Source organism: Vibrio sp. E14 (genome assembly GCF_020515785.1).
Classification (GTDB): domain Bacteria; phylum Pseudomonadota; class Gammaproteobacteria; order Enterobacterales; family Vibrionaceae; genus Vibrio; species Vibrio diabolicus.
In genome coordinates, this window is record NZ_JAHPJI010000001.1 from 837,210 (window position 1) to 853,186 (window position 15,977).

Annotated in this window: 12 protein-coding genes; 7 read left to right on the forward strand and 5 right to left on the reverse strand. The window is 43.0% G+C overall.

The features are described 5' to 3' along the window. The first annotated feature begins 81 nt into the window (after nucleotides 1-81). Nucleotides 82-1,521, forward strand: coding sequence for an FAD-dependent oxidoreductase (locus LIX84_RS03575; RefSeq protein WP_226420643.1), 1,440 nt, complete (start codon nucleotides 82-84; stop codon nucleotides 1,519-1,521). A 27-nt stretch (nucleotides 1,522-1,548) separates the two neighbouring features. Here LIX84_RS03575 and LIX84_RS03580 read toward each other — a convergent pair whose 3' ends face one another. Genes LIX84_RS03580 through LIX84_RS03590 form a run of 3 tightly spaced genes read right to left on the reverse strand, consistent with a single transcriptional unit; the run spans nucleotide 1,549 to nucleotide 3,919 of the window. After that, the gene (locus tag LIX84_RS03580) at nucleotides 1,549-2,484 is read right to left on the reverse strand and encodes a biotin-dependent carboxyltransferase family protein (protein WP_226420644.1); all 936 of its coding nucleotides are present in this window, start codon (nucleotides 2,482-2,484) and stop codon (nucleotides 1,549-1,551) included. Beyond that, entirely contained in the window at nucleotides 2,481-3,164 is a 684-nt protein-coding gene (locus tag LIX84_RS03585) for a 5-oxoprolinase subunit B family protein (protein ID WP_226420645.1), read from the reverse strand. The genes LIX84_RS03580 and LIX84_RS03585 overlap by 4 nt, the downstream gene beginning before the upstream one ends. Next, nucleotides 3,164-3,919 carry a 5-oxoprolinase subunit PxpA gene (locus LIX84_RS03590; RefSeq protein WP_167427495.1) on the reverse strand — a complete coding sequence of 252 codons (756 nt, stop codon included), beginning with the start codon at nucleotides 3,917-3,919 and terminating at the stop codon, nucleotides 3,164-3,166. Before LIX84_RS03590 ends, LIX84_RS03585 begins: the two co-directional genes overlap by 1 nt. A gap of 319 nt (nucleotides 3,920-4,238) precedes the next feature. Here LIX84_RS03590 and LIX84_RS03595 point away from each other — a divergent pair, with 319 nt between their 5' ends. Together LIX84_RS03595 and galE are read left to right on the forward strand one after the other, a co-directional pair. Next, nucleotides 4,239-6,197 carry a diguanylate cyclase domain-containing protein gene (locus LIX84_RS03595; RefSeq protein WP_226420646.1) on the forward strand — a complete coding sequence of 653 codons (1,959 nt, stop codon included), beginning with the start codon at nucleotides 4,239-4,241 and terminating at the stop codon, nucleotides 6,195-6,197. A 54-nt stretch (nucleotides 6,198-6,251) separates the two neighbouring features. After that, nucleotides 6,252-7,268 carry a UDP-glucose 4-epimerase GalE gene (galE, locus tag LIX84_RS03600; RefSeq protein WP_226420647.1) on the forward strand — a complete coding sequence of 339 codons (1,017 nt, stop codon included), beginning with the start codon at nucleotides 6,252-6,254 and terminating at the stop codon, nucleotides 7,266-7,268. Nucleotides 7,269-7,604: 336 nt separating this feature from the next. Here the strand turns inward: galE and LIX84_RS03605 are convergent, their stop codons facing one another. After that, a complete protein-coding gene (locus LIX84_RS03605) occupies nucleotides 7,605-9,686 on the reverse strand; it encodes a TonB-dependent hemoglobin/transferrin/lactoferrin family receptor (RefSeq protein WP_226420648.1) in 2,082 nt (693 codons plus the stop codon). A gap of 232 nt (nucleotides 9,687-9,918) precedes the next feature. Here LIX84_RS03605 and LIX84_RS03610 point away from each other — a divergent pair, with 232 nt between their 5' ends. Further along, nucleotides 9,919-10,806: a LysR family transcriptional regulator gene (locus tag LIX84_RS03610; RefSeq protein WP_005395465.1), complete on the forward strand. Its 888-nt coding sequence runs from the start codon at nucleotides 9,919-9,921 to the stop codon at nucleotides 10,804-10,806. A 76-nt stretch (nucleotides 10,807-10,882) separates the two neighbouring features. On the opposite strand, the gene LIX84_RS03615 is transcribed toward LIX84_RS03610, so the two are convergent. Next, nucleotides 10,883-13,516: a bifunctional acetate--CoA ligase family protein/GNAT family N-acetyltransferase gene (locus LIX84_RS03615; protein ID WP_226420649.1), complete on the reverse strand. Its 2,634-nt coding sequence runs from the start codon at nucleotides 13,514-13,516 to the stop codon at nucleotides 10,883-10,885. Between the two features lie 236 nt (nucleotides 13,517-13,752). Here LIX84_RS03615 and LIX84_RS03620 point away from each other — a divergent pair, with 236 nt between their 5' ends. From LIX84_RS03620 to LIX84_RS03630, 3 genes are all read left to right on the forward strand, one after another. Further along, complete coding sequence (locus tag LIX84_RS03620; protein WP_226420650.1) at nucleotides 13,753-14,322, forward strand: SPOR domain-containing protein; 570 nt, start codon at nucleotides 13,753-13,755, stop codon at nucleotides 14,320-14,322. 149 nt (nucleotides 14,323-14,471) lie between these two features. Beyond that, nucleotides 14,472-15,461, forward strand: coding sequence for a D-alanine--D-alanine ligase (locus tag LIX84_RS03625; protein ID WP_226420651.1), 990 nt, complete (start codon nucleotides 14,472-14,474; stop codon nucleotides 15,459-15,461). A gap of 128 nt (nucleotides 15,462-15,589) precedes the next feature. Continuing rightward, nucleotides 15,590-15,976, forward strand: a complete 387-nt coding sequence (locus LIX84_RS03630; protein WP_005395460.1) for a DUF3319 domain-containing protein — start codon at nucleotides 15,590-15,592, stop codon at nucleotides 15,974-15,976. The last annotated feature ends 1 nt before the right edge of the window (nucleotide 15,977 follow it).

Below are 15,977 nucleotides of genomic sequence, written 5' to 3' on the forward strand. Positions count from 1 at the left end.
TTTGTGATTTTAATCAAGCCCAAACACGAGTAGAATCCATCTTTAGTAAAGAATTTTCCTTATAAAATTTTTAGTGAAGCAATGAAGTCTGAGTTTCCAAATTACAAAGATAAGCACATCGCTGTTGTTGGTGGCGGTGTCGCAGGTGCAACAGCAGCAATTCATTTTGCGGAGCTGGGTTTTAAAGTTTCCGTAATAGAGAAGGGCGTATCACTGGTAAATGGTCCGCCCATTTGCCATTTACATGCAGGTGGCAACTTATATCGAGAGATTTCTGAGCAACAATGTTTAGATTTGTTAGCACAATCCATTGATACCGTTCGCCTATATCCGCTTTCACTGAATATTCGCCCGACGATCATTGCAGTCCCTTATTCTGATGGTGGAGATCCATCCGCACTGATTCCTCGACTAGAGGTGGTGAAAAATGCGTATCAAAAGCTCGTTGATAAAGATCAAAGCAACAAAGTGCTTGGTGAGCCAAGCGAATACTACAAATTGTATTCAAAAGAGGATCTAGAAGCACTCGCACAACGTACTCAACCAAGTCACCCTGCAACCTTTGATGAGTGGTGTATTCCTTTTGCTCAACATGCTGATCTAGAAGGGCTAAAGTACCCAGTTGTGGCGGTTCAGGAATATGGCTGGAGTGTTTTTCGCCTTGCCGCAATTGCCAACTTAACGTTGAACGCTCTGCCAAACGCCTCAGTATGCATACAAGCAACGCTCAAACAAGCGGACTGGATGGGTAATCACTGGCAACTTGGTTACGAACGAGATGGCATTGATTATCTTATGACATGTGACTACTTGGTCAATGCATGTGGTTTTGAAACAGGCTCCATTGACAATACCATCGGTGCCAAGCGTGATAGGTTAGTTGAGTTTAAAGCCGCTTACGTAACCAAGTGGGCAGACTGCCAACAACTGTGGCCAGAAGTTATTTTCCATGGGCCGCGTGGAACTGATAAAGGAATGGCTCAACTGACCCCCTATGGTGATGGTTATTTTCAGCTTCACGGCATGACGAAAGGCATTACGCTATTTGAAGATGGCTTAGTTGAGAGTACGCCGTCCTCAGCTCAGCCCGAACTGCCAGTTCCTTTACTCTCAAAGATACGTAACGGTTGGCGAGAAGAAGTCTTAGAAGAACGAACCAATAATGCTATCAAACACATGGCGCAGTTCATTCCCGACTATCACTCTGCTATCAAAGGGGGAAAAGCCCTGTTTGGTGCCCAGCAAATTCCTGGAACGGATCCGGTACTCAGGGCAGCCGATGTGACCTTTGAAGACAACCATTACGCGCGGATAGAAGTGGTAAAAGCGTCATCAACACTACTCGCAGCGCAAAAAATGCTTCAGTTCTGGTTTGATATTGAACCTAACCAAAATGTGGAATCCCAACATCCTGTCGCTGTGCATTGGTCTGAACAAGAAATTGAGCAGTACGCGATTAAACTCACGCAAGAGCGAGACTATCCGCAAGCGTTAGCAGAGCGTTATGGGATGCCTGCATAACCGTTACGTATGGGCTCAGAGGTTGTACTAATATCCAAAAAACTGAGCCCATTGGCACCATACTTCTTGCAAGCCTTGTCTATCTCCTTTCACAAAATTCACTTTTTGCCCGGGTTTCGCCTGTGCCAACCTTGGCAGGTCAATACGTGCTACACAGCCAAACTTAGGATAGCCACCGATGGTTTGGTGATCGTTGAGCAACACAATGGGATTACCATCGTTAGGAACTTGAATCGATCCTAGCGCAATTCCTTCCGACAGTACGCCTTCGTAAGGCGGTTTGATTTTGTTTCCCTCAAGACGATAGCCCATTCGATTTGAATCAGGGGATATGGTGAATGCGTTGCTATAAAAGGCTTGGCGAGTGTCTTCATCAAAGTCCTCATTTTGATAGCCTTCAATCACTCTCAGCTTAATGGGTAAGTTGTAATCCGGCTTAAAGCGAAACGTCATCAGCCTTGGTTTGTGTTTCGGTAAGTTATGAGGAAAAAAGGGAAGAATATCGCCTGCTTTTAAAGCGCCACCATTTGAGTCATAACCACCAAGAGATTCTCTCGTGACTGTAGAGGCACTTCCTAAGTGCTGAGCAATATCGAATCCACCTTTAACCGCAAGATAGGATCGAAGTCCATTTTTTGCGACTCCGAACTGCAGCTTCTGCCCCTTCTTCAACGTAAAGTCAGACCAATTTGAGATAGGCTCACCATCTACTTTTGCATTCAAATCACCACCACATATTACAAGATGGCAGTTATGTAGTGCGACAAAGCAAGCGTTACCCAAAGTAATTTCAATCGCTGCACAATTGACTACGTTACCAAGTAAATGGTTTGCCCAACTGTAGGCGTAATCATCTACGGGGCCACCTTGAGTCACGCCAATATGCGCTAAGCCAAAACGACCAAAGTCTTGAATCAAAGAAAGTGGCCCTGACTTTTCCACCAGCAATCCAGCGTAACTCATAGAACACCTCCTAACTCGATAAACTTTTGTTTGGAAATGGCATTAAACGTGACCTTGTCACCTACTTCAAACGGTATAAAAGGTGGCGTATCAGAGAAAAGGGGAAGCGGGCTTCTACCGATAATGTTCCATCCGCCAGGACTATCTGATGGATAGACGGCCGTTTTAGAGTCTGCGATTCCCACGCTTCCGGCTGGTACTCGCGTTCTTGGTGTAGCTAACCTTGGCATATGTAATTGAGTATCGACATCGGAGAGGAATGCAAAACCTGGAGCAAAACCAATCGCTGAAACCGCATACTCGGCCTGAGTATGTAAAGAAATGAGCGCGTCTAATGATAGTCCACGATCTTGAAAGCGGGACAAATCTAGCGCGGTTTCTTCGGAGTAGTATACGGGAATAGTGATGTGGTTAGGTTGAACAAGGCTGAGCGATTGAGTATCAAACTGACGGATCATTTGATGCAGTTTATGCACTAAATCTTTTTCATTGATTCGAAAAGGCAAGTAATCAATCAGGATGGTTTGATAGGCTGGGACTACGTTCATAATGATTGACGCTAGAGTGTCTTTGATGTTTCGAGCAAGTTCTCCGACCGCATTTTCAGAGATATTCTCGTCAAACTTAATGAAAATACTGCACTCAGAGATCAAAGAGATACTAAATTTCTCTTTATGCATTAATTTCCTCCCGCGTATAGGCTTTGACGGATCTTTTGGATCAGCGCGATCGACTCTTCATTGTCACCATGAACACAAATCGTATCGGCTTCCAGTAAAATGTAGCCGCCAGAAGCGGTTTTGACACGCCCAGAGTCTGCTAACGTACGGACTTGCTCAAGTATCGCATGCTCATTCTTTAACACGGCATTAGGCTGTGTCCTAGGTGTAAGTAATCCGTCATCTTGATACAAACGGTCTGCAAATGCTTCAAACAGCAAGGGAACGTCATAATCATCTGCGATTTCTAAGTATTTTTCGTTTTCCTGTGACGCTAAAATCATTAACGGTACTTTGAACAAAGCTGCCGCCTTTACGACTGCTCTAAGTATCGCATCACTTTTCATCATGTCGTTGTATAACGCGCCATGAGGCTTTATATAGCTGATATCTGTGTATTGAGCCCGACAAAGTGCCTGTAAAGCGCCTACTTGGTATATAACCATGTTAGTAATTTCATCACCCGTCATGTTTATACTGCGCCTGCCGAAGCCTTGGAGGTCGGCGTAGCCCGGGTGTGCTCCAATATCAACATCGTTGTCGTTGGCGAGAGTGATAGTGTCGTGCATGACATTAGGATCGGAAGCATGAAAACCACACGCGATGTTTGCCATATCAACATGAGGCATAACATCTTCGTCTGCCCCCATAATCCAAGAGCCAAAGCTCTCACCCATGTCGCAGTTCAATGTAAGTTGCTGTTTATTCAATGTCATACGTTTTATTTCTACACAAGCAATGGGTTCACGATGCAGGAAAATGCATCTAGGTTCAGTGACTCACTTCATTCTTCTATCATGAAAGCGAGGTTTATGATCTGATGGCTGACGAAAAAGATCACTTTAGTCCATAAAGATGTTGCCGTTATTTGAGTTGATCCGAATTTTAAGGTATTTCGTTCCTTTTCCATCCAATTTTTGAGAATTTAAGGTTATTTTGCATTGGCATCGTGTTAATCTTGTCGCCCTTAATGGGTAATAGATTGCATAACAACGCTTCTGTCATTTTTAGTGGTTGTCTGCGACAGGAATACATATGTCATTACGAGCAAAGCTTATTTGGCCAATTTTGGTCTTTATAACGGCTATCTTTGTTATCTCAAAAGGTTATACCTCGTATACTGCATACCAATCGTCTAAGCATGAGTTGGTCGAACAAACGAGAAAGTTGATTAACAATGTTTCTTTCTCAATTAAAGATGCGCTAACGACAAAGAACAAGCAAAAAGCTCAAACTACTCTCATCAACTTTTTAAACCAGCCAAATGTTACGCGGGTCAAACTTTACGACCAAGATGATCAACCTTTCGTTGTTCTTGAAGGAAGTGGGGTATCAGCTCCCGTCCCTAATCAAACTGAAAGAAGCAAGTTACACGCGCTAGGTTATGCCTTATCAGCCAAATTTCTTTATGTTCTAGAACCGATTATTCACGATGGTCGTGTCATTGGCAGTATGAGGGTTACGCTTTCCCATCGTCCAATCATAGAAGCCCAACAATCTTTACTTCAAGATGGTGCTGTACTTCTTCTGTTACTATTCGCTGGTGGCACTATCTTTTACATAAGTATCGATAGGCTTGTTCTCAAACCTGTTATAGAACTGAGTCATACGATAGAGAGTGTGACACACGGACAAAATACGGATACTCAAGTTCGCTATTACTCCAAGGATGAAATTGGAGAACTCGCACATTCCTTCAATCAAATGATGAACAAGTTAACAACACGCGAGAAACAGCGGCAACATTCATTAGAAATGTTAGAACAAAAGCGGGCGTTTTCAGAAGAAGTCATTGAATCTATTCAACATGCATTAGTTATTACCGACAACTTCGGGCGTGTTATTTACTGTAATACTGCGACTCGGCAGATATTTCAAAAAAAGTCAGAGGAACTTGACCATGCCAATATCCGTGATCTAATTAAAACGAAAACACCGAATGAGCTGAGCCAAATCCTAAGTAGGGGGTTAGAATGCGATGACATTCACCTCAAAAATGCAGACAACGAACAGAAGTTGAGTTTAACCAGTCGTCGTTTGTCCACACATGGACACTTATTGTTTTCGATTCAAGATATCACCGAAATTGAAGAGGCCATGAGCAGGCAGCGTGTTGCGGGGCGTGTTTTTGAGAGCAGCCAAGATGGCCTCATCGTTCTTAATCATCGAGGTGTTATCACAATGGCTAACCCTGCAGTCACTAAGTTAGTTGGACTAGAGATGGATCAGCTTATTGGGAAGTCATTTATCCAAACACTTAAGTGGCGCAAGTTGCAGGAAATGATGCCTAGCATCATTGAATCGATAGAAAACTACGGGGTATGGCAAGGGGAAGTTATTGAACAGAACCATCTTGGCCAGTTTGTGCCGATGTTTGCAAGGGTTAATCGTATCGTTAAGTGTGAAGACAATGGGTTCTACGACCTAGTCATTGTTCTTACCGATCTTTCTGGTGCAAAAGAGATGGAACGACTTGAGTACTTAGCTCATCACGATGCACTAACGGGGTTAGCGAATCGCTCCAAGTTCCATTTAGAGTTGGAAGAATTAGTACAACGGTCGGGATACTTACGTGACGAATTTGCGGTGCTTTACCTCGATCTCGATGGTTTTAAAGAGGTTAATGATACCTATGGCCATGACGCAGGTGATGAAGTTCTGAAAAAAGTAGCCGAGCGTCTAACATCTGCGACTCGACATAGTGATTTAATCGCAAGACTTTCGGGTGATGAATTTGTCATGTTGGTTAATCCTGCCAACCAAAAAGTCGTCACCCGAATTGCAGAACAACTGCTCGAAAGCGTATGCACACCAATCGAGTACAAAGGTAACTCGCTCAAGGTTGGCGTTAGCATCGGCGTAAAATTGGTCGGTGTTAATGAGCGAGATGCCACTCGAGTGTTAAAAAGTGCAGATACTGCAATGTACCAAGCTAAAAAAGCCGGAAAAGGCCAAGCAATATTAATGGGATGTGAATTGCAGGAGACAGTTTAAATCGTAACGTCAAAGCTTTAAACTAAACCCATTCGCGTCAGAAGGAATGATAAAATGAAAGTACTTGTTACGGGTGGTATGGGCTATATTGGTAGCCATACATGTATTCAAATGATCGAAGCTGGTATGACGCCAGTGATTCTAGATAACCTGTACAACAGTAAGTCTACGGTCTTAGAGCGCATTGAAAAGGTATGTGGCGTAAAGCCAACCTTCATCCAAGCCGATATCAGAGATAAATCGACAATGGTAGAGGTTCTAAAATCGCACGATATAGAAGCGGTTATCCATTTTGCAGGTTTAAAGGCCGTCGGTGAGTCCGTAGCAAAACCTCTAGAGTATTATGACAACAATGTGAATGGCACTTTGATATTGGTTGATGCAATGCGCGAAGCTGGAGTTAAATCGTTGGTATTTAGCTCCTCAGCAACTGTCTATGGCGATCCTGCATCTGTTCCAATCACAGAAGACTTTCCAACTAGCGCAACTAACCCTTACGGACGCAGTAAATTAATGGTGGAAGAGTGTTTAACAGACTTCCAAAAGGCGAATCCAGATTGGAGCATCACACTTCTTCGTTACTTTAACCCTGTAGGTTCACATCCAACAGGTGAGTTAGGTGAAGATCCTCAAGGTATTCCAAATAACCTAATGCCGTTTGTTTCTCAAGTTGCGGTGGGCCGCCGAGAGTTCCTCTCTGTATTCGGTAGCGACTACCCAACGAAAGATGGCACCGGCGTGCGTGACTACATTCATGTGATGGACTTATCCGATGGTCACGTCGCTGCTTTGGAAAAAGTAGGTAACAAAGCTGGGCTTCATGTCTACAACCTTGGCACTGGCAATGGCTACAGTGTGCTTGAAATGGTGAAAGCGTTTGAAACCGCAAGTGGTAAAGATGTTCCATACCAACTTGTTGAACGTCGTCCAGGCGATATTGCGGAGTGCTGGGCTGATCCATCAAAAGCAATGAATGAGTTAGGTTGGAAAGCGTCTCGCACTCTAGAAGAAATGACGGGTGATACATGGCGTTGGCAATCTAACAACCCTCAAGGTTATCCAGACGCCTAATTTTGATTTACACAATAATAACAAAAAGACGCATAATTGCGTCTTTTTTGATCCAAATCGGAAAAAATCGTAAATTACTGGTTAAAAGGTAGCAAGTCTATATAGAGCTGTTAAACTATGTCCGACTCTTAATTTGGGTTATAAATTTTCTCATAGCTATTGGGGTAGTTCATGGAACTCGGTCTGATCATCACTTTTATCATTGCAGCAGCAGTAATGGTGAAAAAAGAGATGGCAAAACAGTAAACTTTCATTTTTCATACTTTTCTTTACATTTTTGAAATGAAAGCCATAAAAAAAGCCAGCATTAAGCTGGCTTTTGTGTTTTCGGAGGCTTTAGAACTCGTATTTAGCTGTAATTGACCAGTTCCGCCCAGCTTGAGTCAGATCTTTGTTTTCTGTCTGAAGGTCACGCACATCATTCCAATTGTAGTACTCTTCATCTGTTACGTTGAACATACCTGCTCGCAACGTAAGGTCTTTAATAGGTTTGTAGTACGCGGTGATATCTACAACCGTAGCTGCGGAGATAGGCAACACTTTATCGTCATTTATGTCGCTTTTATCTTTAGATGCGGTGTAGTTAATGGTTAACGTGGTTCCCCAGTTTTGTTCTGAATCGTAATTAAAACCAGCGACAAGGTTCCAAGGGTTAACACTGTTTAGTGGATTATTGTTTCCATCTTCACCTTCCGTATACGCCGCTGCTACACGAGAGCTAAATCCTTCGATTGGCATGAACTTGTTCCACGAAAGTTGGTTTGAAAACTCAATTCCTTTAATTGTCGCTTTGCCAATATTTACGTACTGCAGAATCGCAGGGTCAGTCACAGGAGTCCAAGTGCCAGAGACGGTTTTACTTTCGATGAAGTTGTCGTAATCGCTGTAGAAAACTGACACTTCATTGCTAGAAATGTCATTATTATGTCGCCAACCAAATTCGTACGAAATGCTGTCTTCTGCTTTTAAATCAGGATTTGGCTTAAAAATATAGCCATGCATTGGGTTGCCGAAGGAGTAGTACAACTCTTGGAAATCTGGAGCACGGAAACCTTGGCTGATTTGCGCGAATAAACGATGTTGTTCATTAAGCTTATAAACAGAACCTAAGCGGCCTGTAAATGCAGAATCAGAAAACTTTTTGTAGTCGCTAGCCGCGTTACCACTTGGGTTGCTGCTTGTGTCACCTGGATCGGTTTCAAATGCATCCCACCGTACGCCCGGGGTAATCGTAAAGTTACCTACCGTAATTTCGTCTTGTAAAAATAGCCCGTAACGACGCTCGCTCGCAGAAGGGATATAGAAAATTTCTTTGTTTCCGCTTGCACTGTTGTACTCTTTGTTAACGTTCTTAATGTCTTTATCACTGAAGGATGCACCGTACACAAAGTAATGCTCTGTACTACCAAGCATGAGATATTTGTCGAACTGAGAATCAAACTGGTAGCCTTCATCCTCGTAGATGTAGTCTTTACGTTGGTTATTCTGACCTTTAACACGATCAGTAATGCCGTTTTCTTCTTTGCTAAGCCAATCTAGTTGCCAGGTAAGGGAGTCCGCTACGGCCGTTTGCATCTCCCAAATATGTTTTATACCAACTTGATATTGTTCTGTTACATCTTCACTTGTTGCATTAGTATAACCGTTGTAAGACTGCTTTCCGTTGCCTTTGTTGCGAATATAATTCCCATTGAACTCAACACGATGTGCATCATTGAGTTGGTACTGAAGCTTAACCAGTAAGTTGTTCGCTTCTGTATCTGCATCTGCTAGATCTCCAAAGTTATCCAGTTCATTGCCGTCGCGACGCGTATAAGCAAGTAAAGATTCCAAGTCGCCAGTTTTGTGCGCTAATGCCACAGATTCACTGAATGTATTGTCTTCGGAAGAGTAGTTGAACTTCGCATGGCCACCAAAGTTACGACCCTTAAGGAAATCAGCCGGATCTTTAGTTTCAAATGCAACAATGCCACCAATTGCGTCAGAACCATGTAGAGACGATGCTGCACCTTTTACAATTTCAACCGCTTTTATTAGGTCGGTATCCACGTTAACGCGAGCAGAGTTAATGAACGTATTCCCTGATTCGAACTGGTTACCTTGAGATACGCCGTCCACAAGAACTTTAATTCGATTGCCTTCGATACCACGGATATTGATACTCTGGACACCTTGGCGAGAGTTTGTCTTAACCGTGACTCCTGGCGTGTACTCAAAGAGGTCATCTAAGCCAGTGACCATGCTTTCTTCGATGTTCTTATCAGTAACGACCGCAACAGAAGCAGCAGTGTCTTCGATTTGGCTATTAGTACGAGTCGCAGTCACGACCACTTCATTGAAGGTTGAATGATCTTCAGCGTAGGCACCTTGGGATAGTGCAATCAGAATAGAGGCTGACAAAATGGTTTTTTTATACATTGGCTTCAATACCTTAGATCCATAATAGGTAACAACAAACGGGATATTAATAGATCTAAATAATAATTACTATCATTACCATTGTTATTTGTGGTTTTATCTTGAGTAGAACTCTTAGGTTATGAGCATTTCTAGTCTTTAGTTATCAGTGTGTTATATTGTTTAACGTTAGTTCTTGATAAGATCATCCAAATACAATCAATGTGACAAAAATCACATTAAGAGAGGCCATGTGCAGAGTCCAATTACGTTAGAAGCGCTCCATATTCTGGATGCCATTGACCGAAGAGGGAGTTTTGCAGCTGCTGCGAATGAATTAGATAGAGCCCCGTCATCACTGAGTTATCAGATCCAGAAACTCGAGCAAGACTTAGACATCATTATCTTCGATCGCTCTGGTCACAAAGCCCATTTTACTGAAGCAGGAAAGCTCATCCTTGAAAGAGGACGAGCCATTTTACAAGCCAGTGAAAAGTTAGTGAATGATGCAACGTTATTGGCGAATGGCTGGGAACTGGATATTACCATTGCCTTTGATGGCATTATTCCTATATCCAATTTCTTCCCTATGGTTGATGCATTGGCTGAAGTAAGCTCAACACGAGTCAGACTGCAAGAAGAGATCTTGGCTGGTAGCTGGGAATCGCTGAATACAGGTAGAGCGGATTTACTGATTTGCCCATCACTGGATACACTTCCTCAAGAAGTCAAATCAGAAAAAATTGGTAAAATGAGCATGTTTTGGGTAGCGGCAGCTGATCACTATGTTCACAAGCGTAGTGGTAAGTTTGATGAGGCGGCGCGAGAAAAGTACCGAATCATTGCCATTGCAGACACTGCACGCGAACAACCCGCGCTCTCAATTAATATCATTCAAAAACAGCCTCGCTTGACCGTCACCAACTTTACGGCAAAAGTAGATGCGCTCACTGCAGGTTTAGGCATTGGTACGTTACCAAGCCAAATTGCACAACCTTTGATTGATAGTGGCGTATTGAAGCGAATCGAAGGTACAGAAGAGCAGCCGATGGATATTATCTTAGCATGGCGCCGAAATACCATGGGTGAGGCGAAATCCTGGTGTATTCAATACTTGAAAAAGAATTGGAAACTAAAGTAACAACGTAACTTTTACTTCTTAGGTTCCCATTGCTTATCGAATCTAAGAAGTAAAGTTATCGCTAATGCTTTATTTTTCAATTTAAAGGAAGCACCATATCTGCCGTACCATCGGCAAACTGAACATCGACTTCAAATCCCAGGTTTTGAGCTAACATCAACATCCCTCTGTTTGTAGGCATGGTCATTCCAGACATTTGCTTTGTGCCTTTAATCTTGCAATAGCTGATAATTTTCTGCATCAGCACTTTACCTAAGCCTTTTCCTTTCAAATCTGAACGAACCAAAATAGCAAACTCAGCATCACTATTATCTGGGGTAATCAATGCGCGGGCTACGCCTATGATAGACGGTCCGTCGGTATTAAACGCTACCGCAACAAACGCCATTTCGCGGTCATAGTCGATTTGAGTGAAGTTTGCCAAAGCCTCATGGTTGAACTCACCAACCTCAGAAAAGAAACGCTTATACAGATCTTCTTTCGATACGCTATTAATGAATTGAGCATGCAGCGGCTCATCTTCAGGCAGGATAGGGCGAAGCAGGATAGGTTGGCCATCTCGAAGCGTTACAGTTTCGACAAATTCTGCCGGGAAAGGACGAATCGCCAGACGTTTTTGCGCATCTCCCTCGTATTTACACAGTGTGATGTCCGCATCGAGGATAGTTAAATCGCTTCCCGACACCAATACTGGATGGATATCCAGTCTTTGTATTTCTGGCAACTCAACCGCCATTTGGGAGATACGAACTAAGAATTTCGACAACTCACTAATATCGAGCGCATCTTTGTGTTTCTGCAGGCGAATCTTTCCAGACTTTAAAGCAACAACGATAAGGTAGCGTGCAAGCGTCATGTTCAAAGGAGGAAGTGCAGCGACGGCATCTTGGGCGATATTCCACTCCGAGCCGCCTTGACCCAGCAAGATGACAGGTCCAAAGACCTTATCTACTGCAATGCTAATCCTTAGTTCTTCAGCGCTGCCGAGCTTTGCCATACCTTGCACCAATAGACCGTGTACATTGGCAGAAGGGTAACTTAGCTTTACGGTATCTAGAATGGATAGCGCTGCGTTGGAAACTTCTCGACTGTTTCTCAAATTCAGGGCGACACCGTGTACATCCGATTTATGAGGAATGTCTGGAGATCGCAACTTAACCGCAACAGGGTATCCGATATTTTCTGCCATATGCACGGCTTCAATTTCGTCAGATGCAATCCATGTTGGCAGAACATTAAACCCGAACAGCTTAAATAATGGGCTGGTTTGATGCGTATCCAAGGTGACTGTGTTTTTATCCAGTAGTCGTTCATTTACCCATTCTTTTGCAGAACTCACACTTCCAGAGTGCAATGGCTCAGCCGTCGTTGGCGTTTCCATTAATTGCTTCTGGTTTCGGCGATACTCAACCAAGTGCATGTATGCAACAACCGCACTTTCCGGCGTTCGATAGGTTGGAATGCCAGCTTGAGTAAATGCCAGCCGTGCCTCTCTCGACGTTTGTTCTCCTGACCAGTTGGTCAAGATATTAAAATGCTTATGCCGAGGGTGAGCCTTGATCGCCTCAATAACAGCTTGAGCAGTTTCAAGAGGGTCGGAAACCGCTGAAGGACTATGCATAATCAAGATCGCATCTGCACAGTCGTTATTCATCAGTGCGTTAATGGTGTCAATGTAGCGTTTTTTTGTTGCGTCACCAGACAGATCAATCGGATTTCGAGCGCGCCAGTTGGACGGGAGTACTGTTTGTAATTGCTCAATGGCAGCGTCATCAAGCGTTGCGAGCTGGCCACCACGTTCAATCAAAGTATCAACGGACATAACTGCAGGGCCGCCGCCATTGGTGACGATCGCTAAACGCTCCCCACGAAGTGGAACAGAATGCGTGAGTGTTTCTACCGCAGCGAAGAGCTCATGCGTATTGCTGACTCGTAACATACCAGTTCGACGGATGGCAGAATCGTAAATTACATCAAGCGTATCACCATCTTGCTGTTCGAAAGTATTCATCTCTTTAGAGCGGCCAGCTTTTAATACCAATATACGGCGGTTACGTGAAGCAGCTCGCGCAGCAGACATAAATCGTCGAGCATCTTGGATGTTATCCACATAAAGCAGAATAGCTTCCGTATTCCCATCCATACTTAAGTAATCAAGCAAATCAGCAAAATCGATATCCTGTCCGCGTCCAATCGAAATGAACGAAGAAAAGCCAATATTCTTATCATTTGCCCAGTCTAACACTGTGGTACAAACCGCCGCAGATTGTGAGATGAACGCAATTTTTCCGGGCTTAGCCGCAACAGGAGAAAACGTGCAGTTAAAATTGTGCCAAGGCAAGATAATACCTAAGCTGTTTGGTCCTAAAACTCGAATATTCAATGATGAAATATTTAAAGGCTGGGCGTCATCAGAGATAACAATCGCAAACGGTGTGCCTCTCTCATCTAACTCTTTAAGCAGTTGCTCGTTGCGTGAAACGTTCGTACATAAAATCGCAATATCTGGCGTATAGGGTAGGGAAGCCACATCAGGGTAGGCTATAACTCCGGATACCGCTTTGTATCGCGGCGTTACTGGCATAATCGCGCCACCAAACCCACTTTGTAGAAGGTTGCGCATAACTACATGTCCTGCTCGCAATGCTTTTTGAGATGCCCCAATAACGGCCACAGAGTTGGGTTTAAAGAGTTTATGTAGTTTATTCATGCTGACTCCTAGCCGTTTGCAAGTAACGTTTGCCTATCGGTTTAATATCAATCATAAACGAATAATTTATTGATAAAACGTCTTCAGACTAGACATTGCATAAAATGTGGGCGATGCTTATGGAGTTTGTGTTATTCATCACATCAAAATCACAGATTATTGTATTTGATGCTTGATAAACGGCCCTGCTATCGGCATGATTTATCGTAATATTTATCCAGAGCATTTGTTACTTCATGAAAAAAATCGCAATCATCGGCTTGTCAGTCCTGCTTTCTGCTTGTGCATCTGAAACTTACATCACAGACGTAACTTCTGAAAGTTATCGAGAGGACTACAAATCAGATCGTATCTCTAAGCCAATTATGGCGTCTGAAAACGCGGTAGTAGAAAAAGACGTACAACCAACTGTTGTGAAAATGACGGCAAAGCCTGAAGAGAAGAAAGTAGTCAAGCTAACGCCAAAAGAGCAGGCGAAGCCAGTTAAGATCGTACCACCGAGTAAAAAGCAAGCAGGTATTCAACGATTCGGCTATACCATTCAAGTCGCGGCTGTGGGTAGCCAAGCGAAAGTCGATCAGTTTGCAAATAAGCTGCCACAGAACGGTCAGCCAATTTGGGAAAACTACAAAGTCGTCAACGGTACTAAGTGGTTCTCAGTTTTATACGGAGACTACGCAACAAGCGCGAAAGCCAAGCAAGCGATTTCGACTTTGCCTGCTCAATTTCAGCAGTTAAGACCATTTGTTAAAAGCATTGACGCCATTAAAAACTCAGCTTACCCAACGCTTAACAAATTAAACTAACACATCAAATAAGGGAGCGAATAGCTCCCTTATTTATTTGTTCAAATCCTACTCGAACAAAATTCCTCACACTAAAATTACTGTACGTCACACTTCAAAGGTTTATCATAATAAATAGTATCTTTTGTAGGTCACGGAAAGATTGATTCATGATTAAAAATATTCTTCTACTATGCGGCGGCGGCTCTTCTGAGCACGAGATTTCATTATTGTCTGCAAACTTTGTCGAACAACAATTAAATCTTCTTGAAGACGTTCACGTTACACGCGTAGAAATTAAAAACGAAGGTTGGATGACCAACCAAGGTGAGTTGGTTTACTTGGATCTCAATACCAAGCAGTTGTGCTCAAGTGAATCTAATCAAACCATCGATTTCATTGTGCCTTGTATACATGGTTTTCCAGGCGAGACAGGTGATATTCAATCTCTGTTTGAAATCGCAGGCATTCCTTACCTTGGTTGCGGGCCAGAAGCAAGTAGCAATAGCTTCAATAAAATCACATCTAAGCTTTGGTACGACGCTATCGGCATTCCCAATACGCCTTACTTATTCTTAACGCGCAACGATGAAGAAGCTCATGCTCAAGCTCATAAAGCGTTTGAAAAATGGGGAAAAGTCTTTGTCAAAGCCGCTCGTCAAGGGTCATCTGTTGGATGTTACAGCGTCATAGAAAAAGATAAACTTTCCAATGCAGTAAATGATGCGTTTGGGTTTTCTGACCAAGTGTTGGTTGAAAAATCAGTAAAACCACGAGAGCTTGAAGTTGCTGCATATGAGATGAATGGCCAGCTGCACATAACCAAACCAGGCGAGGTTATTGCACCTGACGGTGCTTTTTACTCGTACGATGAAAAGTACAGCAGTTCAAGTCACTCGCTCACCGAAGTTGAAGCGAAGAATCTAACCCAAGCACAATTAGATGCAATTCAGCACGCATCTGAAAGGGTATTTAAGCAAATGAATCTTCGCCATTTGTCTCGTATCGACTTTTTCTTAACGGAAGATGATGAGATTTACTTAAACGAAGTAAACACATTCCCAGGTATGACTCCTATCTCGATGTTTCCTAAAATGCTTCAAAATAACGGGCACAAATTCCATGAGTTCTTGGAAGATTGTATAAACAGTGCAAAGTGATTAACGTTATCGAGGCGCGTTTTATGATAGAAATTGTTTTCTAGAGCAAGGTTTATTCAAGCCGTATTTGAATATTGCTCAGTAGCAATTATGATTATATCAACGCATTAAACAGATGACTCAGTGGTATGGCGATTTCAAACTATAGAGGTTTTAACCTGCAGTCAGGCGGACCAGATGGCAGTATTTGGAAGGTTAAAATCAAAAACCACGTCTTACAAGGTAGTTTGACGGCGGTAAAGAAAAGCATTGATTGGTGGTGCGATACCGCATCAATTATTGATCCCAAAGAGTTTGCTGCGCTTGGACAAAGAGCGCAGCAAGTTGGTGGTGCAAAATCAGAAGTCTTTAACGGTTATACTATTCAAAATGATACAGGTCAGCCCAACTCTTGGTACTGTATGTTTAATGGTAAACTGATTAAGGGTAGTAAAACTGCTATTCAACGTCATATCGAAGCTTATTTAGTTGCAAAGCAAAAAGCGATGCAAGCTCAACAACAAAAGAAACAATAGA

Bases quoted from the DNA above. Each gene is read 5' to 3' on its own strand.
- galE (WP_226420647.1), top strand. From the start codon at position 6,252: ATGAAAGTACTTGTTACGGGTGGTATGGGCTATATTGGTAGCCATACA.
- LIX84_RS03620 (WP_226420650.1), top strand. From the start codon at position 13,753: ATGAAAAAAATCGCAATCATCGGCTTGTCAGTCCTGCTTTCTGCTTGT.
- LIX84_RS03625 (WP_226420651.1), top strand. From the start codon at position 14,472: ATGATTAAAAATATTCTTCTACTATGCGGCGGCGGCTCTTCTGAGCAC.
- LIX84_RS03630 (WP_005395460.1), top strand. From the start codon at position 15,590: ATGGCGATTTCAAACTATAGAGGTTTTAACCTGCAGTCAGGCGGACCA.
- LIX84_RS03580 (WP_226420644.1), bottom strand. From the start codon at position 2,484: ATGAGTTACGCTGGATTGCTGGTGGAAAAGTCAGGGCCACTTTCTTTG.
- LIX84_RS03575 (WP_226420643.1), top strand. From the start codon at position 82: ATGAAGTCTGAGTTTCCAAATTACAAAGATAAGCACATCGCTGTTGTT.
- LIX84_RS03595 (WP_226420646.1), top strand. From the start codon at position 4,239: ATGTCATTACGAGCAAAGCTTATTTGGCCAATTTTGGTCTTTATAACG.
- LIX84_RS03590 (WP_167427495.1), bottom strand. From the start codon at position 3,919: ATGACATTGAATAAACAGCAACTTACATTGAACTGCGACATGGGTGAG.
- LIX84_RS03605 (WP_226420648.1), bottom strand. From the start codon at position 9,686: ATGTATAAAAAAACCATTTTGTCAGCCTCTATTCTGATTGCACTATCC.
- LIX84_RS03615 (WP_226420649.1), bottom strand. From the start codon at position 13,516: ATGAATAAACTACATAAACTCTTTAAACCCAACTCTGTGGCCGTTATT.
- LIX84_RS03585 (WP_226420645.1), bottom strand. From the start codon at position 3,164: ATGCATAAAGAGAAATTTAGTATCTCTTTGATCTCTGAGTGCAGTATT.